This is a genomic window from Leptolyngbya sp. FACHB-671 (assembly GCF_014695745.1).
Taxonomy (GTDB): domain Bacteria; phylum Cyanobacteriota; class Cyanobacteriia; order Elainellales; family Elainellaceae; genus JAAUTN01.
This window is the reverse complement of sequence record NZ_JACJOV010000153.1, coordinates 491118-512752: the sequence shown is the minus strand read 5'-3', so window position 1 is coordinate 512752 and position 21635 is coordinate 491118. Positions and strand designations below refer to the sequence as shown.

Below are 21635 nucleotides of genomic sequence, written 5' to 3'. Positions count from 1 at the left end.
CTCTTAGAAAAGGGAAAAACCGTTTCAACACTTTAGAAATACCCAAATGCCCCGCCGGAATGCACTGTCTGTATCTTAGCGAAACAGTGTTTTAGCGGAGGGGCGATCGCCTTCCCAACCGAGTCAGGGGTAAAGCGATTTACCATCCTAACCAACCCAAACTTGACTTCCAAGAAACTCATCTAATCTTCATAGGAAGCCATGCTGTATCTACTTTCCAACAAGACTAAGTGAAGTCGCTAGCTGGAAACTTGAAGCTTCAGTAAAAGGTGAGTGGGCATGATCCGAGATATTTCCTGTTTGAGTGCGCTGATCGTTAAGCCCCCTGATTAATCTCACACCCCTGAGCAAGGAACCCAGATATGAAGCCTCTCACTCAGATTTCATCGGCAACAATCGTTACGACTACTTTGCTCGGTGGCCTGTGCATGGGTACACAGGCAGCGACGCTGATAGGAGAATACCTCTCAAAATCTGGCAGCAAAGTCAGTTCAAGCCTGATTTCACTTTCAGCAAATTCAGGAAATAATACAGGGTTGTTCCCAGGAACTCGGGCAAATAGTTCTCTACTACAAACTTATGGCGGTCATGTGGTGATTGATGCGATCGCCTCTGACAACACCAATGTCCTCTACAAAGATTTGCTTGGACTGGGACTCCAAAACGGCTCCAAATATGGCTCCCTTGTCTCTGGTTTGCTGCCGCTTGACGCAATTTCCTCAATGGACAGCTTGAGTAGCTTAAAATTTGCCCGACCCACACAGTTTCTATCTAACGTAGGGGTAACGACAAGTCAGGCTGATAGATCAATGCGGGCTGATATTGCTCGATCGACCTTTGGGGTTGATGGAACAGGTGTGACAGTAGGTGCGCTGTCTGATAGTTACAACAACTTAGATGGTGAAGCCGCTGACATTGCTAGTGGCGATCTGCCGTCCAATGTGAACGTGCTTTTAGACCTTCCTAGTGGTGGCAGCGATGAAGGGCGTGCAATGCTGCAACTGATTCATGATGTCGCTCCTGGTGCAGATCTAGCGTTTTACACTGCATTCCTGGGGGGGCAAGCAGACTTTGCAAATGGCATTCTTGCGCTGGCCGCAAGCGGATCTGATGTGATTGTGGATGACGTCATTAACCTGGCTGAACCAATGTTTCAGGATGGCATCATTGCCCAAGCAGTTGACCAAGTCGTAGCTGATGGCATACCGTACTTCTCCTCGGCAGGCAACAACGATCGCAATGCCTACGAAAGCACCTTCAGAAACAGCAGTGTGCTTGATCCCATCTTTGGAGGTGAACTGCATGACTTTGACCCTAGCGCAGGTGTAGATCCGTTTCAAAGCATTTCGGTTCCAGTTGGCGGAGAACTCTTTATTTCCTTCCAGTGGGATTCGCCCTTTTTCTCGGTCAGCGGCGGTGAAGGCTCTCCGAACGATCTCGACATCTTTCTGTTCGATGATTTCGGCAATTTACTAGCTTTGGGGGCAGACGCAAATGAAGGTGGCGACGCGGTAGAAATCCTGAGTTTCTTTAACGACGGCTCGTTTGGCACAGACCAATTTAACCTGGCAATCTCTAACTTTTCTGGTCCCGATGCTGGATTCATGAAATATGTTGTGTTCGGTAACGCCAGCATCAGCGAGTACGACACCAATAGTGGCACTGTATATGGTCATGCAAATGCTGAAGGTGCTGAGGCGGTTGGAGCATCCTTCTACGCCGATACGCCTGAGTTTGGAACTAATCCACCTGTGTTGGAGCCATTTTCTTCGGCTGGGTCAACTCCAATTTTGTTTGATGAGAATGGCGATCGCCTCTCCACTCCCGAAGTTCGCCTCAAACCTGAAATCGTTGCGCCCGATGGCACCAATACCACTTTCTTTATTCCCGGTTTAGATGTTGAGGGTGATGGCTTCCCCAACTTCTTTGGCACCTCGGCAGCGGCTCCCCATGCGGCGGCAGTTGCAGCCTTGATGCTGGAAGCGGCACCCGGTACAAGTCCTGAGGTGATTTACGAGACGCTGGAAGAAACGGCGATCGACATGAACGCTCCCGGATTCGATTTTGACAGCGGTTTTGGGCTGATTCAAGCAGATCGGGCAGTAGGAGCCTTGATTAGCACGCCTCCTGAAGAGGTACCTGAGCCTGCATCGGTATTTGGGCTACTGGTAGTGATTGTGGGTGCAGGTTCACGTTTGAAGCGTAGACCGAAAGCTGCATAGAACAATTAAAAAAAGGTAGGACTGTGAAGTCCTACCTTCCCTACTGCTTAGTTTTGGTTGCGTTGCTAGAGAATGTAAAGCAAGAAGAACAGCACAATCCAGATCACGTCTACGAAGTGCCAGTAGATTTCTGCTGCTTCTACGCCGAAATGGTGTTCGCCGGAGTAGTGTTCCTTATTGCGCGATCGCCATAGCACTGCCAAAATCAAGCACAGTCCCAGGAATACGTGCAAACCGTGAAAGCCAGTCAACACATAAAAAGTGCTGGCGTACAGGTTTGTCTTTAAGCCAAATTCCAGGTTGTTGTACTCATAAACCTGACCTGCCAGGAAGATTGCGCCCATTACCGCAGTCGCTAGGAACCAGGTACGTAAGCCCTTGACGTTATTCTTCTTGACTGCCACATCCGCTTGGTGAATCACAAAGCTGCTAGAAATCAGAATTAGAGTGTTGATTCCTGGTACAAGCAGTTCGCGCTCAGGAGTGCCTTCAGGTGGCCAAACAGGCGCGACCACGCGGAAGGTCAGGTACGCCAGAAACAGACCTGCGAAGATCATGCTCTCAGCACCCAGGAAGACGAGCAGTCCAAACAGACGATGGTCTGGATGTTCCTCGTGGTGAGCGGCTGCCTCAGTTTCGTGATGATAGTTGAGTGCAGTCTTAGCGGGATCAATCGTTGAACCTTGCATAAGTTTCTGATACCTACGAATGCGACTTTTGAAATTTAAGTGAAATGGACGGTGCTCACCGGACTGGGAGTAGGTAGGTTGGCACCGCCCACTATGCGCTGATTAAGGCTCTGGACTGCCAGCCCTCGCTTCTTCAGGAGGAATGAAGCCCGGAGGTGCCTCCATATTTGATTGAGATTCCTCTGGCTCCATTTCAGGATTGCGGTTACCTGAACCGTAGTCGTATGGACCACTGGTAAGTACAGGCAATTCCTCAAAATTTTCGATCGCAGGAGGTGAGGTCGTCATCCACTCAAAGGTCAATGCCCGCCAGGGGTTGTTTCCTGCCTTTTTGCCGCTAATCCAGCTCCAGCCTGCATTCGCCAGGAAGGGTAGGGTTGAAACCGCAAGAATGTAGGAGCCAATCGTACAGACCAGGTTGAGCGTTGCGAACTTAGGATCGTAGAGCGCAATCCGGCGGTTCATTCCCAATAAGCCCAGTTCGTGCATCGGCATGAAGGTCAGGTTCATGCCAATAAAGGTGAGGATGAAGTGAACGATGCCCAGCGGCTCGTTCAGCATCCGTCCAGTCATCTTGGGGAACCAGTGATAAATCGCCGCATAGATGCCAAACACGCTGCCGCCAAACAGGACGTAGTGCAGGTGAGCCACGATGAAGTAGGTATCGTGAACGTGAATGTCAAAGGGTACCGCTGCGACCATTACGCCGCTGATACCGCCAATCACGAACATCGAAATAAAGCCCATTGCAAACAGCATGGCGCTGTTGAGTTGGATCTTGCCGCCCCAAATCGTGGCTAACCAGCCAAAGACTTTAATCCCTGTTGGGACAGCGATTACCATCGTGGTGATCATGAAAAACATGCGTAACCAGGCAGGAGTGCCACTGGTGAACATGTGGTGGGCCCAGACGATTAGACCCAAGAAGCTGATTGCGAGACTGGAGTAGGCGATCGCCCGATAGCCAAAGATCGGCTTGCGTGAGTGAACCGGGAGAATATCTGAAATTGCGCCAAACAGCGGCAAAATCATGATGTAAACCGCCGGATGCGAGTAAAACCAGAACATGTGCTGGTAAACAATCGGGTCGCCGCCGCCTGTGGGGTTGAAGAATGCGGTCCCAGCCAACAGGTCAAACGCCAGCAGAATCAACGCTCCTGCTAACACAGGCGTACCAATCAAAATCAGCGCTGAAGCTGCCAGCATAGACCAGCAGAACAGGGGCATATCGTTAATCCCCATGCTGGGCACGCGCATCCGCAAGATGGTCACAAAGAAATTGATTGCGCCCAAGATCGAGGAAGTTCCTAAGACCAGCAGGGTAAAGATCCAAATTCCCTCACCTACCTTGCCCGTCATTAGGCTTAACGGCGGGTAGGAAGTCCAGCCTGCTTGAGGCGCTTCCAAGAAAAAGCTGGCGATCAGTACCAGACCTGCTGGGGGCACCATCCAGAAAGCAAGGGCATTCATCTTCGGGAAGGCCATATCCCGCGCCCCTACCATCAGCGGAATCAGGTAGTTCGCCAATCCTGAACCTGCCGGGATGATCCAAAGAAAGATCATCACCGTGCCGTGAACGGTTAGCAGGTTGTTGTAAAGTTCTGGGCTAACCAAATCTGACTCTGGTGTCGCTAGCTCGGTGCGGATGGCGGTCGCCAGAACGCCGCCAATCATATAAAAAATGAAAGAGGTAATCAGGTATTGAATCCCGATTACTTTGTGGTCAGTGTTAAACGTAAAGTAGTCTTGCCACTTGCGTTTCCCCGGAATCGCGCCTTCGGTTGTGGGGGTAGTAGTGGATTGCCATTCTGCTTGTGTCATAGCTGGCTGTTGTGACTCTTGGCTGTTGAAACTCTTAAACTAACGATTCATCGAGATGTGCTGGGGATGGAGTTGCTCTAATGCGGCGGCAGCATCAATTCCCATTTGATCTACAAAGGGTGCTAAGAACTCAGCATCAGAGAGGTCTTCGGAGGGAGCGATCGCTTTCATTGCAACAGCCTGATTTGGATCGTTCAAACTGGCGATTTGCTCCTGAATCCAGCCGTCATATTCTTCCTGGGTCTGGACAAACAGCTTCGTGTTCATCGCGCCATGATAAGCACCACACAGTTCTGCACAAATCACCGGGTAGGTGCCCGTGTGCCGGGGGACAAACCGCAGTTCCGTGTCTCGACCGGGAATGGCATCCTGCTTCAACCGAAATTCGGGTAGCCAGAAGGCGTGGAGCACGTCCTGCGCTTTGATGTTAAGCTGCACCTCTTTATCCACGGGAATGTGCATCTCGCCTGAGGTGATGCCACTGTCTGGGTAAGTAAAGATCCAGGCATACTGCAACCCCATCACATCAATATTGACATCAGCGGGTCTGCCTTCGTCTTTGGGAAAGGCTCCAACCCCAAGTGCCAAATGGTTGTGGATGTGGCGGGGTTTGGGCTGGTTGGATGGGTCAATTAACCCAGTAGCCGATTCGCCAGGCAGCATTGCAATCTGAGCAATGCCAGGGTCGGTCGCCGCCTGTGGGTCAAATCCGCCCATCGCTTTGTAAATGTCGAAGCTGTAAACCCCAATGATTAGCACAATCACTGCTGGAATTGCCGTCCAGACAATTTCCAGCGGAATGTTGCCGTGAATCGGTGGCCCGTCAGTATTGTCGCCAGGACGACGGCGGAATCGAATTATAGAGATAATTAGTACGCCTTGCACCAGGACGAACAGCCCAATTGAGACTGTCATCATGGAGTTAAACAGCCCATCCACCAAATTAGCCTCATCGGAGGCAGCTTCGGGCAGTAAACCGTGGTTTTGACCATACCAAAGACTCACCAGCGTTAGGATAATGCCAGCCAGTAGGGTAAGAATGTTGCTTGGAATTTTCACGGTAAGTTTGATTCAGCTCATTCAGCTTTAGTTCCGTTCAACTACCACGTTAAAGCAGGAATTGATAACGACACGGAATTCATATCTATCCTTAACGCTTTTTTTGGGATCTCAGCAGCCCTTGTGTAGCAAACACTACAAGGTGAAATAACAATATTAAATCTTGTGAAAGATTTGGGCGAAAGCTAACTTTAAGCTGCAATTTTTTAATTCCTTTAGTTAAGAATTTTTCAACCACAATCCGAAGAAAATCCTAAAGCTTTTCACGCCTGGGCATTGCGTCGCTAAGCTGGTGAATGAAGCTGTTGTAGACAGTGGAAAAAGTAAATACTCAGGTTTTTGTCAACTTTGGTATTGAATGATTCTCAATTTGATTACGGAGGCATAGCTGATGACTAACGTTCACGCTCAAACGCATCAGAGTATGCCAGCTTCCGTTCCTTCTTCTCAAGTTAGACCTCCGCTTCAGCCTCAAGACCAGATTCGACGGCTCGTGTGGAAGATAGCGATCGCCACGTTCTTGTTAATGGCGATCGGCAGCGCCACTCGCGTCATGAACGCAGGGCTAGCCTGCCCTGACTGGCCACTCTGCTATGGCACCCTGATTCCCAGCCAGCAGATGAACTTGCAGGTGTTTCTGGAGTGGTTTCACCGTCTGGATGCTGCTCTGATTGGGCTGCTGGCGATCGCCCTCGTTGCTCTAAGCGTATGGCATCGTCGGGCCTTGCCCCGCTGGACACCTTGGGCAGCCTTGTTTGCCCTCAGCCTGATCGTGTTTCAAGGTGCTTTGGGCGGTCTTACTGTCACCGAACTGCTGCGATTTGATATCGTCACTGCCCATTTGGGGACAGCGCTGTTGTTCTTCACTACCCTGCTGCTTATGGGTGTGGCGCTGCTGCCCTATCAGGGGACAGGTAATGTCGGCAAATTGCCCTGGGTTAGCTTGACGGCTGCAATTTTGGTCTACCTGCAAAGCCTGTCCGGTGCGCTAGTTGGCTCTCGTTGGGCAGTGCACCAGTGTTTGGCTGGCTCCCAGCTTTGCGGGGTAATGAACACTCATTTGTTTGGTGTGGTTCCCGCGAGCCTGATGACTTTAGCGGTCGTTGTTTTAGCTTGGCGTACTCCGGCTCTCCATCCTGCCCTGCGCCGACTGGCTTACGTTGCTGGAGGATTTCTGTTGCTCCAGGTGGCATTAGGATTTGCGACCTTCCACTTCCACTTGCAGGTTGAGCCACTTACTATTGCCCACCAAGCAATCGGAGCCGCTCTGCTGGGTACGTTGGTTTGCTTTACCGCATTGGGACTGCGCGATCGCCAATTCACCAAAACTGTTGCTTCCGCTCCCTCATCCCCAATCCCCAACTCCCAATCTCCTCTCGCCACCTGATCTTGGCTTCTGCCTACAAATTCTAGGAACTCAACTAATGCATGAAACCGTTTGGAATGATGCCCCTCGTCACCACCAAAACGTTTGGCAGGTGATTCAAAGCTATTGGCAGCTAACCAAGCCCCGCATCATCATCTTGCTGCTGATCACCACCGCAGGCAGCATGTGGATTGCTGCTGAAGGCAAAGTCGATCCGCTGCTGCTGCTGGTGACGCTACTCAGTGGAGCGCTGGCGGCGGCTTCTGCCAATACGATTAACTGTCTGTACGATCGCGACATTGACTATGAAATGGAGCGAACCCGCCATCGTCCGCTTCCCTCTGGACGAATTCAGCCAAGGGATGCGCTGCTATTTGCGATCGCCCTTGCCGTCCTTTCCTTTACGCTGCTTACCGTCTTTGCCAACCTGCTGAGCGCACTGCTAGCCATGTCGGGCATTGCCACTTACGTTGTCGTTTACACTCACTGGCTAAAGCGACACAGCACCCAAAACATTGTGATTGGCGGTGCGGCTGGTGCAATTCCACCCTTAGTAGGTTGGGCTGCGGTGACGGGTGAGCTGAGCTGGGCTGCCTGGGTATTTTTTGCGATTGTCTTTTTCTGGACCCCACCTCACTTCTGGGCGCTGGCGATGATGATTCGCGAAGATTACGCCAAGGTGAAAGTGCCAATGCTGCCTGTAATTGTTGGCGATGCCCCAACTGCTCGCCAGATCTGGATCTACACGCTGCTGTTGATTCCGGTGACGCTGCTGCTGGTCTATCCGCTGCATGTGATGGGCGCGGTTTACACGGCTGTGGCGCTACTGTTAGGCGGTGTTTTTGTGACGAAAGCGTGGTCTTTGCTGCAATCACCTTCTGACCAACAACTAGCGCGATCGCTGTTCAAGTACTCCATCCTTTACATGATGTTGCTTTGCGCAGGTATGGCAGTCGATAGCCTTCCCATTACCCATCAGCTTACGGGCGCTCTAACCGAGAACCTAAATTCGCTTGTCAGCACTTTAGCAATGGGGTTGAACGAGGGGCTGAAAGGGGGTTGAAAGGTTAGTTACTACACCAAGATTTTGTCCTCCATTGTTCGTATTTCATGGTGAAGGGTGATATGGCCTCTGCAGTTTTAATCGAAAAGCTCCAAAAGCGCTATGGCAGCATCGAAGCAGTCAAAGATGTTTCGCTCCAGGTTGAGCCTGGAGAAATCTTTGGGCTGCTTGGACCGAACGGAGCAGGCAAAACGACGACTTTGCGTTGTCTCTGTACGTTAGCCACTCCCGATGCTGGGACGTTAGAAGTGTCAGGCGTTTCAGTTTTAGATAACCCCAAAACGGCACGACAACTGCTGGGTTATGTGGCGCAGGAGGTTGCCCTCGACAAAGTATTGACCGGTCGAGAGTTGCTTCAGCTCCAAGCGGCGCTTTATCACCTACCACGCGGCACTGCCAAAGAGCGGATTGACCAGATGCTTTCACTGCTGGGCTTAGCAGATTGGGCAGACAAAAAAACTGGAACCTATTCAGGTGGTTTAAAGAAGCGGTTGGATCTGGCGGCAGGGCTACTGCACCAGCCTGATGTTTTAGTGCTGGACGAACCAACAGTCGGGCTGGATATCGAAAGTCGCGTGGCCGTGTGGGACTTTTTGCGCCAGCTTCGCAGCAATGGCACGACCGTTTTAATCACCAGTCACTATCTGGAAGAGGTGGATGCACTGGCAGATCGCGTCGCGATCATCGACAAGGGTGTAGTCATCGCCACGGGTACGCCGTCTGAGTTGAAAGATAGGGTGGGGGGCGATCGCGTCACCCTTCGTATCCGAGAGTTTACTCCACCTGAGGAAGCCGAAACCGCCAAAACAATGCTGAAAGACCTTCCCTTTGTGCAAGAGGTGATCATCAATGAAGCTCAGGGCAACTCACTCAATCTAGTTGTCGATCCACAAAGCGAAGCTCTGATCACCATTCAGCAAGCACTTAAGGAAGCTGGACTGCCAACGTTTGGCATTTCTCAAGCTCGTCCTAGCCTGGATGACGTTTACCTTGCCGCAACCGGAAAAACGCTGCTCGATGCCGAACTTGCCGCCGCCGGAACCCGCGATCCGAAGGCAGAACGCAAACAAAATATGCGGTAGAAATTCTACTTCTCACAGATCGCTTCTCATACGCCGAAGGAAACCATTATGGATATTTTGTCGGATACAGTAGCGCTATCGCGGATGCAGTTTGCGCTTACTGCACTGTTTCACATGCTCTGGCCCACAATGACTACGGGAGTTGGGATTTATCTCGTCATTGTGGAAGGACTATGGTTGAAAACCCGCAATCCCGACTATTATCTCCATGCTCGCTTTTGGTCAAAGCTGTATGTGTTGAACTTTGGCATTGGCGTGGCTACGGGCATTCCGATGGAGTTTCAGTTTGGCACTAACTGGGCTCCCTTCTCAGAAGCGGTCGGCAATTTCTTTGGCAGTGTGATTGGCTTTGAGGCATCCTGGGCATTCATGCTGGAGGCGGCTTTTCTCGGCATCATGCTGTTTGGCTGGGAGCGGGTGAATGCGCCAATTCACTATATGTCCACAATTCTGGTGGCGGTGGGGGCGAATTTGTCAACGCTGTGGATTTTGACGGCAAACTCCTGGATGCAGTCCCCAGCAGGTGGGGAAATGATTGACGGTAAGTTTGTCGTGCATGACTACTTTCAGGCGATCGCCAACCCCTTCATGAAGAACAGCGTCCTGCACATGTTCTTTGCCACCACAGAAACCTCTCTCTTTGTGATCGGTGGCATTAGCGCCTGGTACATCCTCAAAAATCGCCACTCAGAATTTTTTTCAAAATCCTTCAAAGTCGTGCTGGCAACAGCGATCGCTGTCGCCCCCATTCAGATCTACATGGGGCACCTCAGCGGCGAACAGGTTTATCATTATCAACCCTCAAAGCTAGCCGCAATGGAAGCCCAGTGGGAAACGACTCCCGCCGGACAGCCTGCTGACTGGAGTGTGATTGCCATTCCCAATGACAGCGCCGAAAAGAACGATTGGGAAATCACCGTTCCCAATGCCCTCGGCTACATTCTAGAGTTCAAGCAAAACCTCACCGAACCTGTAATTGGACTGAGGGACTTTGAGCCAGAAAACCGCCCTCACATGGTTGGGCTAATTTACTATTCCTTCCGCATCATGATTGCGATCGGCTTTTTCCTCGCTTTTTTGATGCTGTGGAGTACGCTTTACTGGCTACTGGGCAGATTCTCAGCCGAAAACATTGCTCAGCAAAAATGGTTAATGCGAACCTGGATTTTTGCTGCGCCTTTGGGATTCATTGCGATCGACTCCGGTTGGATTGTTCGCTGTGTTGGACGGCAGCCCTGGACGCTCTACGAACAGATTCGTACCGTCGATTCAGCTTCTCATGTGCCTGCTAGTAATGTTCTGGTTTCACTCACTGCCTTTGCCCTCGTTTACTCACTGCTGTTTGTCGCCACGCTCTACTTTGGCAGTCGGATTATTCGCAAAGGGCCAAATCTTGACCTTCCCATACCCGGCACTGAAGTCACTAAACCTGCTGTAAAAACAGAGCCCGGTGAGTTTGTACCCGACGAACGCCCTGTTGAAGCTCAGCAGTAGGTGAATGAGTCTTGCTGGTCGAAGAAGTTTTCGAGCGTGAAAGTAAACTTTCACGCTCGAAAATTATCCTCAAAATTAGCCACCTCTATGAGTTGATTTCCTGCACGAATCATTTTTTGAAGCGTGAATGGCTGATTGACTGACAAATCTTCTGATGTAGGTTAGGTGGAGCAAAGCGGAACCCAACTCCTGCCTTGGTTTTGTTGGGTTCCGCGATGCTTCACCCAACCTACGGAATATCAATTTCGCCGCACCAACATTCACGCTGGACATCTAGCAATTAACGGGTAACTCAGGAAAAACTCATTCGGGTTGAAACGACTACGGATAAATTAAATAAAGAATGAGGTTAAGCCTGATAGGTATAGCGCTACGCGCATACTTTAGGAAACGTTTTGGTGTAAAAATTCCCGCGTAGTGAGTAGGTTCACACTTTCTCGCCCAGATTCCAACTTTGACAGTTTACTCGCTAGCCTTTGGGTAGCATGGACATCAAAACAGTGAGGCAGCGTTTATCGAATCTCAAAAAGGGTTGGCGAGGAATTGACCCATTTTCGCTTCAGTTTCGTTTGACGGTTGGCGCTACGTTAGTCTCAATTTTGGGCATCGGCAGTGTGGGAATGTGGACAACCTGGAAGACGCAGCAGATTCTTGTGGGTAGCTACAAGCAAAGTATCCAGGCTATCAGCGATCGCTTTCCGCAAGATGTTGAACTGTATAGCGACATGCTGCCTATGTCAGAAGCGTTGCAGCGCGCAGTGGATGCTCGCACGCTACCTAATCTGATGGTTGTGGTGACTGATGATGCAGGTCAGATGATCGTTCAAACCACGGATATGCGGCAGCGCGAAGATATTTCGACGGTGATTGCTACCCTTCCCGCAGTTCCCGAACCTGCAATCTACGAAGCCAGCGATCGCTACATCATTCTCTCCAAAGTGCCGCTGGTTATAGAGAGCAATAACTTAGGCACCCTGTACGTCGCACAGGATATTACCACCGCTCACACAATGTTTTGGGCTGTGATCCGCAATTTAGCAATTGGTAGCCTGCTGGCGATGGTGGCGATCGCTATTGGCATTGCGCTGTATGTGAAGCGATCGCTACAGCTGTTGCGTCAAATGAATCAGCTTACAACCACACTGTCAGTCGAGGACTTAGACAAAGCTCAAACTCAACTTCGCTATGCCCCTACCGAAGTGAGAGAGTTAGTGCAAACCTGCAAGCAAATGCTAGCAAAGCTCTCCGAATCCTTAGAGCAACAGCGACGATTTGTCAGCGATGTTTCACACGAACTCCGCACTCCGCTCACGGTGGTTCATGGCTACATTCAAAGCACTTGCGCCGTAGCACCAACCTGACCGAACCGCAGCAAGAAGCACTGGAAATTGCCGCTCTAGAAACCGATCGCACGATTCGACTGCTGCAAGATTTGCTAGACCTGGCACGGGCAGATGCTGGGTACATGCACTTCAACCTGGAAAGTTTTGCCCTGACTGAAGTGATTGAAGAACTGCTCGGCATGGCCTCAAAATTCAGCGATCGGGATATTCAAATTGAAGCAGCTCAAGAAAAAATTGTGGTTGAAGCAGACCGCAACCGCCTTAAGCAAGTGTTGCTCAACCTGCTCGATAATGCCTTGAAATACTCTGAACCTGACCAACCTATTGTCCTTAAGCTCGACCAGGTGGGTGGGCAGGCAGTGATTCAGGTATGCGATCGCGGCCATGGCATTCCCCTCCAGCATCAGTCCCGAATCTTCGATCGCTTCTATCGAATAGACGAAGCCCGTGCCCGCACAACGGGTGGCTGCGGTTTGGGGCTATCCATCGTTAAAACCCTGGTTGAAGGCATGGGTGGTAGTGTCACCTTGCGCTCAAAGCTAAACGAAGGCAGCATCTTTGTTGTCACCTTGCCCTTATCTAACTCCTTAGATCTAATTTGAAGGTTTATTCTTATCTGCTTTCCGCACAAAAATAGACCTTGTAGTCAGCTTTAAGGTACGCCCTAACTTCAACCCTTCACGGATTCCCTGACTTTATAATGCCTCTCACTCCGTAGAACTCCATCCATAGAACTCTATAGAACTATGACAGCAGAACTATGACAGCTCATATCCTAGTAGTTGAAGATGAAATTAACCTGGCGCGATTCATCGAGCTAGAACTGAGCTACGAAGGCTACCGCATCACCGTGGCTCATGACGGTTTAACTGGATTGACCAAAGCGCGAGATATTGGGCCTGATTTGATCATCCTCGACTGGATGCTGCCTGGACTGAGCGGTCTAGAAATTTGTCGGCGGATTCGGGCAACGGGCGGCAGAGCGCCCGTGATTATCCTCACTGCCAAGGATGAGATTAACGATCGCGTTGCAGGCTTAGATGCTGGAGCCGATGACTATGTGGTGAAGCCGTTTAGCATTGAAGAACTGTTGGCTCGGGTGAGAGCATTTTTACGCCGCAGTCAGGATACGGAGGCAGACGTGCTGAGCTTTACAGATTTGCTGCTCAATCGTCAAACCCGAGAAGTGTTTCGTGGCGATCGCCTGATCGAGCTAACCGCCAAAGAATTTGACCTGCTGGAATATCTGCTAGCTCACTCGCGCCAGGTGATTACGCGCGATCGCATTCTAGAAAAAGTTTGGGGTTATGACTTTATGGGCGACTCCAACATTATTGAAGTCTACATCCGCTACCTGCGTCTCAAACTGGAAGCCGATGGTGAAAAACGACTGATTCAAACTGTGCGCGGTGTAGGCTATGTACTGCGCGAAACCGGATCGGGTGTATGAGTTTTGCCAGTCAGTTTTGCCAGCCAATTTATCTAAGTAAACCAGCTATGTTTCTGTCGATACATTCTCACCAACCCTCTCTCTTTATTTTGATAAGCTGGGGTGGCTAATCCAGAGAAAACCCTTCTAAGTTATGCACAGGTTACTATCAGGATCGCTGAGCGTTGATCATTTAACCGTTGAAATTGCCGAATTGCCAAAACCGCTACAGGGCTGCAAGCTGGTTCAACTTTCAGATTTGCACTACGATGGCTTGCGACTCTCTGAGCAACTACTAGCAGAAGCGATCGCTGCCGCCAATGCCGTTCAACCTGATCTGATTGTGCTGACGGGCGACTATGTAACCGATGACCCAGCCCCTGCCCGTACCCTTGCCTCACGTCTAAAGCAGCTCCGCAGCAGCGCTGGCACCTATGCGGTGTTGGGTAACCATGATATTTTTCCTGCGGGTTCGCAAACAGAAATTACTACCGCATTTGTCGAAGCCGGAATTCAAGTTTTGTGGAATCAGATCGGCTATCCGTTTGGGTCAGAGTTACCGCTGGTCGGGCTTGCCGACTTGTGGTCGAGAGAATTTGACCCTGCCCCTGTGATGAATCGGTTGGACCCAGCTACCCCTCGAATTGTTTTGTCTCACAATCCAGATAGCACCGTTCATCTCCAGCCTTGGCGGGTAGACCTCCAGCTTTCGGGACATACGCACGGTGGGCAGGTTGTCATTCCGGGGTTAGGTCCACTTCCCACTTGGTATCAAGCGGTGCGGCGACACGTCCCTAGACGACTGCGCCGCTGGATTCCGTACATGCGAGAAGACTGCTACAAAGTCGTGCGCCACTGGGAATGGGCGCAGGGCTTTCATCAAGTTGGCTCCAATTGTCTATATGTGAATCGGGGCTTAGGCACCTACCTGCCTGGACGGCTGTTTTGTCGCCCAGAGGTTACCGTGATTACGCTGGCAGAAAAGGCGATCGCACTGAATGAGCCAGATTCCAGTACAGCTAACAGACCGCTAAACTCGAAGGGAAGGCTTTCTCCTACTGCCTAATTCCTAACCCAGTAAAGTCAACCCAGCTTCGGGATTAGCTTGATGCAACCCACTTCTACAACACCCTCTTTATCGGTATCGCCGTCAACAGACCTAATTACGATTGGCTTTCACGCCCTCTCCGATCCGTTGCGGATGAAGGTGTTGGATTTGCTCCGAGAGCAAGAGCTTTGTGTTTGCGAACTGTGTGACTTCATTGGGGTCAGCCAGTCCAAACTGTCTTTTCACCTGAAGACGCTCAAAGAAGCTGCCCTCGTGCGAACCCGTCAGGAAGGGCGCTGGATTTACTACAGCCTCAACCTGCCGCAATTTGTGGTTTTAGAGCAGTACTTGTCAGAATACCGCCGTTTTAGCCAAATTTTACCTGCCCGCTCCTGCGATCGCTAACCAGCAAAGGGATAGGGGCGAACGGCTGTTCGCCCCTACAGGCAGATTGGTCAAACTTAGCTCAAACTTAGACTGCTAGCTCAGCCAAAATGTCAGTAGCGTGGCTGTCTGTTTTGACGGTGCTGTAGACCTTGGCAATTTTACCGTCGCCACCAATGACATAGGTAACGCGCTTGGAATAGCCGCCGCCATCCACGTCATAGGCTTTCGTGATTGCGCCATCCACATCAGCTAAGAGCGGGAACGGAAGGCTATATTTTTCCGTGAACTTCTGGTGGGACGCTTCATCATCCATGCTCACCCCAAACACGGTAATGTCTTTGCCCTGGTAATCGGCGTAGTAGTCCCGGAAGCCACAGGCCTCTTTAGTGCAACCTGGCGTGTCGTCCTTGGGATAGAAATACAGAATGACGGTTTTGCCAGCGTAGTCGGAGAGTGAAACCGTATTGCCGTTGGTGTCTTTGACGGTAAAGGCGGGAGCCGTTGTGCCAACTGATAAAGGCATGGGTTCTATTTCCTGCTTTTGCATTGTTCGTTACAGATTGTAACTGCAATTTTGGTGTGGCGATCGCCCCTCTTGCGTAAAGATGTGCGACAACTGCTTGATATCAGCAGCCAATATTCTGTATTTTTGTAGTAACTGATACAGAATATTTTCTGTTTATATCAACTTAGCCACAGTTCTATTTCCGAAACGATCTTGAGGAATTGCTGACGGCGAGATGACTTTGAAGCACAAGGTCGCTTATTTTTCCTGATTGGCTTATTTTTCCTGATTGAGAGACACGATATGAAGTTAGACTTTTGCCCAGTAGAATACGACACCCAGTCCCGCTGGTGTAATCTTCCCAAAATCGCCTGCGACTGGCAAACAGTTCCGCATCCAGAAGTTCCCCAGACCGAGTTTCAAGCCTCTACCTGGGTGCAGCTATTAGAACTTCCCAACCCCTTTAGCTTTGATGAGGCGCTTTTGCTTTGTCAGCAATCGGCCGATCGCTGGCTAGCCTGGGTTCCCGATCACGGCGAAGTCTTGCTGCATGAGAACCAGTTTTGCGCTACTTGGGACTGATTGGAACCGATTGGAGCGGATAGGACTATCCTCCTGCTACCATTGCCTCGACCGCTTCGCCGCGCAGCAGCCCCATGATTTCCTCCTTATAGTCCTGAAATTTAGGCTGGCGCTTAATGTGGTAGTCCCGCTGCCTCGGCAAGTCCAGCACAACCTCACGCAAAATAGTGCCGGGGCGTGAAGTCAAAACGTAGATGCGTTGCGACAGAAAAACGGCCTCTTCAACATCGTGAGTAATCATGAAAATGCTGGTGCGGGTACGCTCCCACACTTGAAGCAAAAATTGCTGCATCGTTTCTTTGGTTTGCACATCCAGCGCTCCAAAGGGTTCGTCCATCAGCAAAATTTTGGGCTGAGAGGCAAGAGCGCGGGCGATCGCCACCCGCTGCTTCATGCCGCCAGATAGCTCTTTGGGTAAAGCGTTGGAAAATTGCGATAGTCCTACCACGTCCAGATAGTAAGACACGCGCTGTCTGCGTTCCTTCTCAGACATGCCCTGCAACTTCAGCCCAAAGCCAACATTCTTGGCAACGGTCATCCAGGGATAAAGCGTGTAATTCTGAAATACCATGCCTCGATCTGCGCCTGGACCTGTCACCCGCACTCCGTCTACCCGCACCTCGCCCGCTGTTGGCGTTTCCAACCCAGCAATCAGCCGCAGCAGGGTAGATTTACCAGAACCCGACGCACCCACCGCGCAAACAAATTCGCCCTCCTCAATGTGCAAATTAATGTCTTTGAGTGCAACAATCGGACTATTTCGAGTCTTAAACTGTTTGTGGAGTTGAGCAACTTCAAGGTACATAGCTGTGAGTGAGGTAAGTGTGAGTAGCAGAAACCCGTTAGCAGTTAAAAGTTAGAAGTTAGAAATTGAAGCAGATGTAGGGGTGCAGCATTCGGCAGATAGCCCTTGAAACAAACCAAGAATTCTCGCCCGAACGCTACGCCCTCATAGGGGAATAAGCTTTTCAAGCCTTTCAAGTTGCCCAGCGGCCGGTGAGTTTTAATAGCAGTCGAAACAGCAAGTCGATTGCCAGACCAATCAAACCAATCACAATTAACCCAGCAAAAATTTCATCCGTTCTCAGGAACCGTTGAGCAATACTAATTCGCTTGCCTAACCCTTCGGTTGCAGCAACGAGTTCTGCTACAATCACCAAGTTCCAGGATGAAGCCATGTTGACGCGATAGGCATCAATAATGCTGGGATAGATGTAAGGCAAAATCACCTGAAGTAAAACCTGTAAGCGTTTCCCTCCCAAGGTGTAAGTTGTTTCGATTAATTCTTTGGGGACAAACTTAACGGCATCCATAATCATCAGCGTGTTGAAGAATAAGGTGCCAATGAAAATCAACAGAATTTTGGGGACTTCGCCCAAACCAAAATAAAGAATTAGGAGGGGAATAAAGGCAGGGGCTGGCATATAGCGAACGATGCCAATGATAGGTTCCAGAAGCGATCGCCAACTTGCAAACGAACCCATTAATACACCCAAAGGGACAGCAATAATCGCTGCTAAGAAGAAACCGCTAAAGACCCGAAACATGCTGTAGGCGATGTCTGTGGGCAGTATTCCTTCCGTCCAAAGGCGTTGCAGTGCTGCTAGAGTTCGCAACGGAGTTGGCAGAAAGATTGTATATACTTCATAGTTTGCAGCGATGTATTCAGAAACCATCCACCAAAGGGCGATCGGTACAGTGATCGACAAAACGATCAGCGTCCAGGACAAGTTCTTAGGAATATCTTCCGCAATTCGCCAAAACACAGTAGGCGGCAACATTCTGGGCTCATCAGAAACATTTTCGTTCCCTATAAACTCGCTAGATTGGCTCATTTGCTTTGCCTCAAAACTGCCTTAAATTGCCTGTGCTTTTGCAAGCAACATGACCTACCTAAATCATCAAATGATGGGTAGGAGGTAAGAGGTTGCCTAAACCCAATTCCTACCTGCTACCTAACCTTCCAATTCTTTATCCCTTCCCTGCCTGTTCTGCGTAAGCTTTGACAAACCGATCGTCAAAGATGTTACTTACGTCAGGAGCTTCTTGAACCAACTCGCTTTCTACCAGGAATTGGCTAATTTGTTCAGCAGCATAGGGCAAAGAAGACATATCTGAACCTGCTTCAAAAGCCTTGAGGTTGTCCTCAATACTGAAGATGGTTGTGCCCTGGTCGTATTCTTTGTACTCATCAACAGTCACGCCTGCCCGCTTCGACATGGTGTCGAATGCCTTGTCCTGATTGCCTTCAATGAATTCCAGCGTGGCAAACCAGGTGTTAACTAGCGCCTGAACGTCTTCGGGACGCTCATCAATCATTTGACGAGTCACAACTAGGTGATCGGGAATTGAACCCGGATAATCTGCTGAAGTAAACAGTGGTTTGCTTCCCGGACGTTCTAGAGCCTGAGTGGTGAATGGGGCAAACACTCCAACTGCGTCTAACTGACCTGCCGCAAAAGCCGCCGCTGCTGCCCCAGTCTCTAAAGGCTGAAAATCGATATCAGCCTGAGTCATGCCAGCATCTTTTAGACCCAACAACAGCAGGAAATGGTCAACCGTGCCCTCTTCTGCTGCAACTCGTTTGCCGCGCAGGTCTTCAACAGAGTTAATTTCCTCGCTGGCGATAATCATGTCATTGCCAGTCGAGTTGTCGTTGACTAGAACAATCACCTGATCGGAGCCAGCAGCTACTGAGCTAATCGTGTCATTAAGCGTCTGAGTATTTGCGTCAAGCTGTCCAGAGGCTAGGGCATTAATTGAATCGAGATAGCCGTCAAACCACGTCAGTTCAACGTTGACATTGTTTTGCTCAAACAACCTTTCCTCATCAGCTACCTGCCAGGGAATCCAACCGGGCCAAGCGCTGAAGCCCATAACGACAGGCTCAGCAGCAGTATCCGTACCAGGGGTTGCAGAATCCGTGCCAGGATTGGGTGCACAGCTTACTACAACGACTAAACCAAACAGAAAAGCAACTCCCCAAGATAACAGCTTGCGAATTCTCAATTCAGGCTCCTTTAGAACAGGTTGGTTAGTGAATGAATAGCGATAACTTTGCTGATGGCTTTAATAAACTTGAACTATTTTCAGTTGGAGATTCACCCAATGTAGATTCACCAAACTGTAGGCTGGGTAGAGTTTAAGAAACCCAACAGACTTTGAATCAAGCAAGGATTTAGACCTGTTGGGTTTCATGTTTCAATCCAACTTATACAGGTGTCAAGTTTTGCGTTTTAGAAGTCGTTTGAGCCGAAGGAACTTGTGACTGTAGCCAGTCAAACCAAACAGCTAATCCTTCTCCGGTTTTGGCAGAAACGGGAATGATTGTTGCATTTGGATTCATCTGACAGACGTTGGAAATGATTCGGTCTATGTCAATCTCTAAATAAGGGGCTAAGTCCATTTTGGTAATGAGTAAGCAATCTGCTTCTTGAAACATCACCGGATATTTCAGCGGTTTGTCTTCTCCTTCAGTAATGCTTAAAAGGGCAACCTTGGCATGTTCTCCGACTTCAAATTCGGCAGGACAAACCAGGTTTCCAACATTTTCAACTAACACCAAATCAAAGTCAGAAGGATTATATTGATGCTCTAGCTGATGCAGTCCACCCGCTACCATTTTGGAATCCAGATGGCAGGAACGTCCAGTGTTGATTGCGATCACAGGAACGTTATATTGGCGCAGGCGATCGGCATCTAATTCTGTTGTCATATCGCCTTCAATCACGGCGATTTTTAGCTTTTGATTTAAGGCTGACAGGGTTTTTTCTAACAGCACAGTCTTACCTGCGCCGGGACTGCTCATGATGTTGAGACAGGTAATTCCCCATGCGTCAAAATGAGCACGATTGTGGTCGGCTCCTTCCTGGTTCGCGTGGAGCAGGTTAATTCCCAGGGCCGCGTCAAAGGTTTGATGCATAACTTTCCGCAGAGTCAGAACAGTATTCGATTCGGTCAATTTTTAGCTCTCGCCCTGAGCGAATGTCTTCCATGGGCGATCGACATTCAGGGCAAGCATATTGAACGCCGATTTCAGGGCGATATTCCTGCTGGCAATGGTGACAAAAGGCAATCAAGGGCGTTTCTTGAATGACCAGTTTGGCGGCTCCTAGAAACGTGTTTCGGGTTTGCACTTCAAAAGCGAACTGCAAGCTAACAGGTTCCACACAGGTAAACTGACCGACAGTAAGATGCACATGAGAAATTTGGGGGCGTTCTGGCTGCGCTTCCCACCAATCTCGCACTGTTAAAATCAGTGCCTTTGTCATATCCGTTTCATGCATAGCAAAAAGTCCAAAATTTGCCTCTCGTTCTCCATTCCTCTAGCTCCACTCAACAAGTTCGGGTTGAGCTTCGGGATGAATGTAGGCAGGTTTTTGCGATCGCGGCAGTTGTCCCGACAGCACCAGGTGCGCCATTGTGTCGCAGATGACCCGTGTTGCCATTAATGAAGTAATATCGCTGATGTCGTAGGGAGGTGAGACTTCAACCACTTCCAGCCCACAAACTGGAGCTTTTTCGACAATCTTGCCAAGCAGGTAGAGTGCTTCGCGGGGCATCAGTCCACCGGGCTCTGGCCAACCTGTGCCAGGGACAAAGCCTGCGTCAATGCAGTCAATGTCGAAGCTGATATAGACGCAATCGGTGCCATCTAGGGCGCGTTCTAGAGCAAAGTCAACCGCAGCATCCAAGCCCCGTTCAACGATGTCAGTAACGGTGAGGATGTTAGTGGCGCGATCGCGACATACTTTCACACCCTGACGCGGTACCTGCCAACCGCCGATACCAAGCTGCACCAAATTTTTGGCAGGAGCATTTTTCATATTGGTGGCGTGAAACCAGGGGCAGGTGTGCATCCGCTCGTCTAAGTCGGTTTCCTGAGTATCCACGTGGCGATCGAAGTGAATGATCCCTACTTTTTTGTCACCTAGATGCCGACAAACCCCGCGTACAGTCGGAAAGCCAATCGAGTGGTCTCCACCCAGAATGATTGGAAATGCACCAGAACTGAAGACGTGAGCGACTCCTTTGGAAATCTGGTCAAACGACTTCTCGTTATTGGCTGGAATGGTAAAAATATCGCCAACATCGCAAAGCGTAATTTGTTCGCGTAGGTCGATGCCTAGCTCAAAGTTATAGGGAGTGTAAAGCGCAGAAATGCGGCGAATTCCCTGGGGTCCAAAGCGGGTGCCAGGACGGTAAGTCGTGCCCGAATCGTGCGGCACACCGATGATCGCCACATCATATTCCCCGACCTTTCGTACGTCTTCTACATAGGGCGCTTTCAGAAAGGTATTGATACCTGCATAGTGAGGCAGTTCGCCGCGAGAAAAGGTGGGAATGGAGCGATCGCGAATGCTTTCAGCCGCTTCTAGCCCAAACTCCAGCCCTCTAGCGACTTCTTGCTGCCACCCAGTCATGGGCAAATGAGTTTCCCGTTCTAGAGCATATTGAGCCTCTGTTTGGGGTTGATGTCCGTTAGATGGATTTTGAAAGAGAGGATCATCAGTCATGTAAGTCACCCAGAAATCGTTGAATTATG

The 21635-nt window shown here is 50.0% G+C and carries 22 protein-coding genes; 11 read left to right on the top strand and 11 right to left on the bottom strand.

Annotation, left to right across the window (positions count from 1 at the left end):
- Positions 1 to 32: 32 nt before the first annotated feature.
- Complete coding sequence (locus H6F93_RS27655) at positions 33 to 182, bottom strand: hypothetical protein (protein WP_190687955.1); 150 nt, start codon at positions 180 to 182, stop codon at positions 33 to 35.
- Positions 183 to 362: 180 nt separating this feature from the next.
- On the opposite strand from H6F93_RS27655, the gene H6F93_RS27650 reads away from it, so the two are divergent.
- Positions 363 to 2222 carry a S8 family peptidase gene (locus H6F93_RS27650; RefSeq protein WP_190687952.1) on the top strand — a complete coding sequence of 620 codons (1860 nt, stop codon included), beginning with the start codon at positions 363 to 365 and terminating at the stop codon, positions 2220 to 2222.
- 65 nt (positions 2223 to 2287) lie between these two features.
- Here H6F93_RS27650 and H6F93_RS27645 read toward each other — a convergent pair whose 3' ends face one another.
- From H6F93_RS27645 to H6F93_RS27635, 3 genes are all read right to left on the bottom strand, one after another.
- Complete coding sequence (locus H6F93_RS27645) at positions 2288 to 2911, bottom strand: cytochrome c oxidase subunit 3 (protein ID WP_190641282.1); 624 nt, start codon at positions 2909 to 2911, stop codon at positions 2288 to 2290.
- A gap of 102 nt (positions 2912 to 3013) precedes the next feature.
- Positions 3014 to 4732 carry a cytochrome c oxidase subunit I gene (gene ctaD, locus H6F93_RS27640; RefSeq protein ID WP_190687947.1) on the bottom strand — a complete coding sequence of 573 codons (1719 nt, stop codon included), beginning with the start codon at positions 4730 to 4732 and terminating at the stop codon, positions 3014 to 3016.
- Between the two features lie 39 nt (positions 4733 to 4771).
- Entirely contained in the window at positions 4772 to 5791 is a 1020-nt protein-coding gene (locus H6F93_RS27635; RefSeq protein ID WP_190687943.1) for a cytochrome c oxidase subunit II transmembrane domain-containing protein, read from the bottom strand.
- A 391-nt stretch (positions 5792 to 6182) separates the two neighbouring features.
- On the opposite strand from H6F93_RS27635, the gene H6F93_RS27630 reads away from it, so the two are divergent.
- The 9 genes from H6F93_RS27630 to H6F93_RS27595 all read left to right on the top strand — a co-directional run bounded on the left by H6F93_RS27630 (position 6183) and on the right by H6F93_RS27595 (position 15021).
- Complete coding sequence (locus tag H6F93_RS27630; protein WP_524538027.1) at positions 6183 to 7178, top strand: COX15/CtaA family protein; 996 nt, start codon at positions 6183 to 6185, stop codon at positions 7176 to 7178.
- Positions 7179 to 7215: 37 nt separating this feature from the next.
- Positions 7216 to 8220, top strand: coding sequence for a heme o synthase (locus H6F93_RS27625; RefSeq protein ID WP_190687940.1), 1005 nt, complete (start codon positions 7216 to 7218; stop codon positions 8218 to 8220).
- 62 nt (positions 8221 to 8282) lie between these two features.
- Positions 8283 to 9302: an ABC transporter ATP-binding protein gene (locus tag H6F93_RS27620; protein WP_190687936.1), complete on the top strand. Its 1020-nt coding sequence runs from the start codon at positions 8283 to 8285 to the stop codon at positions 9300 to 9302.
- Positions 9303 to 9350: 48 nt separating this feature from the next.
- On the top strand, positions 9351 to 10796 hold the full coding sequence (locus H6F93_RS27615; RefSeq protein ID WP_190687931.1) for a cytochrome ubiquinol oxidase subunit I: 1446 nt from the start codon (positions 9351 to 9353) through the stop codon (positions 10794 to 10796).
- 485 nt (positions 10797 to 11281) lie between these two features.
- A complete protein-coding gene (locus H6F93_RS34295) occupies positions 11282 to 12157 on the top strand; it encodes a histidine kinase dimerization/phospho-acceptor domain-containing protein (protein ID WP_199314071.1) in 876 nt (291 codons plus the stop codon).
- A complete protein-coding gene (locus H6F93_RS34290) occupies positions 12136 to 12741 on the top strand; it encodes a sensor histidine kinase (RefSeq protein ID WP_199314069.1) in 606 nt (201 codons plus the stop codon). Before H6F93_RS34295 ends, H6F93_RS34290 begins: the two co-directional genes overlap by 22 nt.
- Positions 12742 to 12899: 158 nt before the next feature.
- Positions 12900 to 13589: a response regulator transcription factor gene (locus tag H6F93_RS27605; RefSeq protein WP_190687928.1), complete on the top strand. Its 690-nt coding sequence runs from the start codon at positions 12900 to 12902 to the stop codon at positions 13587 to 13589.
- Between the two features lie 133 nt (positions 13590 to 13722).
- On the top strand, positions 13723 to 14634 hold the full coding sequence (locus tag H6F93_RS27600) for a metallophosphoesterase (RefSeq protein WP_190687923.1): 912 nt from the start codon (positions 13723 to 13725) through the stop codon (positions 14632 to 14634).
- 42 nt (positions 14635 to 14676) lie between these two features.
- Complete coding sequence (locus H6F93_RS27595; protein WP_190687920.1) at positions 14677 to 15021, top strand: ArsR/SmtB family transcription factor; 345 nt, start codon at positions 14677 to 14679, stop codon at positions 15019 to 15021.
- Positions 15022 to 15088: 67 nt separating this feature from the next.
- Here H6F93_RS27595 and H6F93_RS27590 read toward each other — a convergent pair whose 3' ends face one another.
- Positions 15089 to 15526, bottom strand: coding sequence for a peroxiredoxin (locus H6F93_RS27590; protein ID WP_190687917.1), 438 nt, complete (start codon positions 15524 to 15526; stop codon positions 15089 to 15091).
- Positions 15527 to 15811: 285 nt separating this feature from the next.
- On the opposite strand from H6F93_RS27590, the gene H6F93_RS27585 reads away from it, so the two are divergent.
- Complete coding sequence (locus tag H6F93_RS27585) at positions 15812 to 16090, top strand: hypothetical protein (protein WP_190688148.1); 279 nt, start codon at positions 15812 to 15814, stop codon at positions 16088 to 16090.
- 25 nt (positions 16091 to 16115) lie between these two features.
- On the opposite strand, the gene H6F93_RS27580 is transcribed toward H6F93_RS27585, so the two are convergent.
- From H6F93_RS27580 to H6F93_RS27555, 6 genes are all read right to left on the bottom strand, one after another.
- Positions 16116 to 16895 carry an ABC transporter ATP-binding protein gene (locus H6F93_RS27580; protein ID WP_190687913.1) on the bottom strand — a complete coding sequence of 260 codons (780 nt, stop codon included), beginning with the start codon at positions 16893 to 16895 and terminating at the stop codon, positions 16116 to 16118.
- 172 nt (positions 16896 to 17067) lie between these two features.
- Positions 17068 to 17925 (bottom strand): ABC transporter permease, encoded by an 858-nt coding sequence (locus H6F93_RS27575; RefSeq protein WP_190687910.1) that lies wholly within the window; start codon positions 17923 to 17925, stop codon positions 17068 to 17070.
- A 136-nt stretch (positions 17926 to 18061) separates the two neighbouring features.
- The gene (locus H6F93_RS27570; protein WP_190687907.1) at positions 18062 to 19099 is read right to left on the bottom strand and encodes an ABC transporter substrate-binding protein; all 1038 of its coding nucleotides are present in this window, start codon (positions 19097 to 19099) and stop codon (positions 18062 to 18064) included.
- 202 nt (positions 19100 to 19301) lie between these two features.
- Positions 19302 to 20012, bottom strand: coding sequence for a hydrogenase nickel incorporation protein HypB (hypB, locus tag H6F93_RS27565; protein WP_190687905.1), 711 nt, complete (start codon positions 20010 to 20012; stop codon positions 19302 to 19304).
- Entirely contained in the window at positions 19996 to 20376 is a 381-nt protein-coding gene (hypA, locus tag H6F93_RS27560) for a hydrogenase maturation nickel metallochaperone HypA (protein WP_190687903.1), read from the bottom strand. The genes hypB and hypA overlap by 17 nt, the downstream gene beginning before the upstream one ends.
- 39 nt (positions 20377 to 20415) lie before the next feature.
- On the bottom strand, positions 20416 to 21606 hold the full coding sequence (locus H6F93_RS27555) for an agmatinase family protein (RefSeq protein WP_190687901.1): 1191 nt from the start codon (positions 21604 to 21606) through the stop codon (positions 20416 to 20418).
- Between the last annotated feature and the right edge of the window lie 29 nt (positions 21607 to 21635).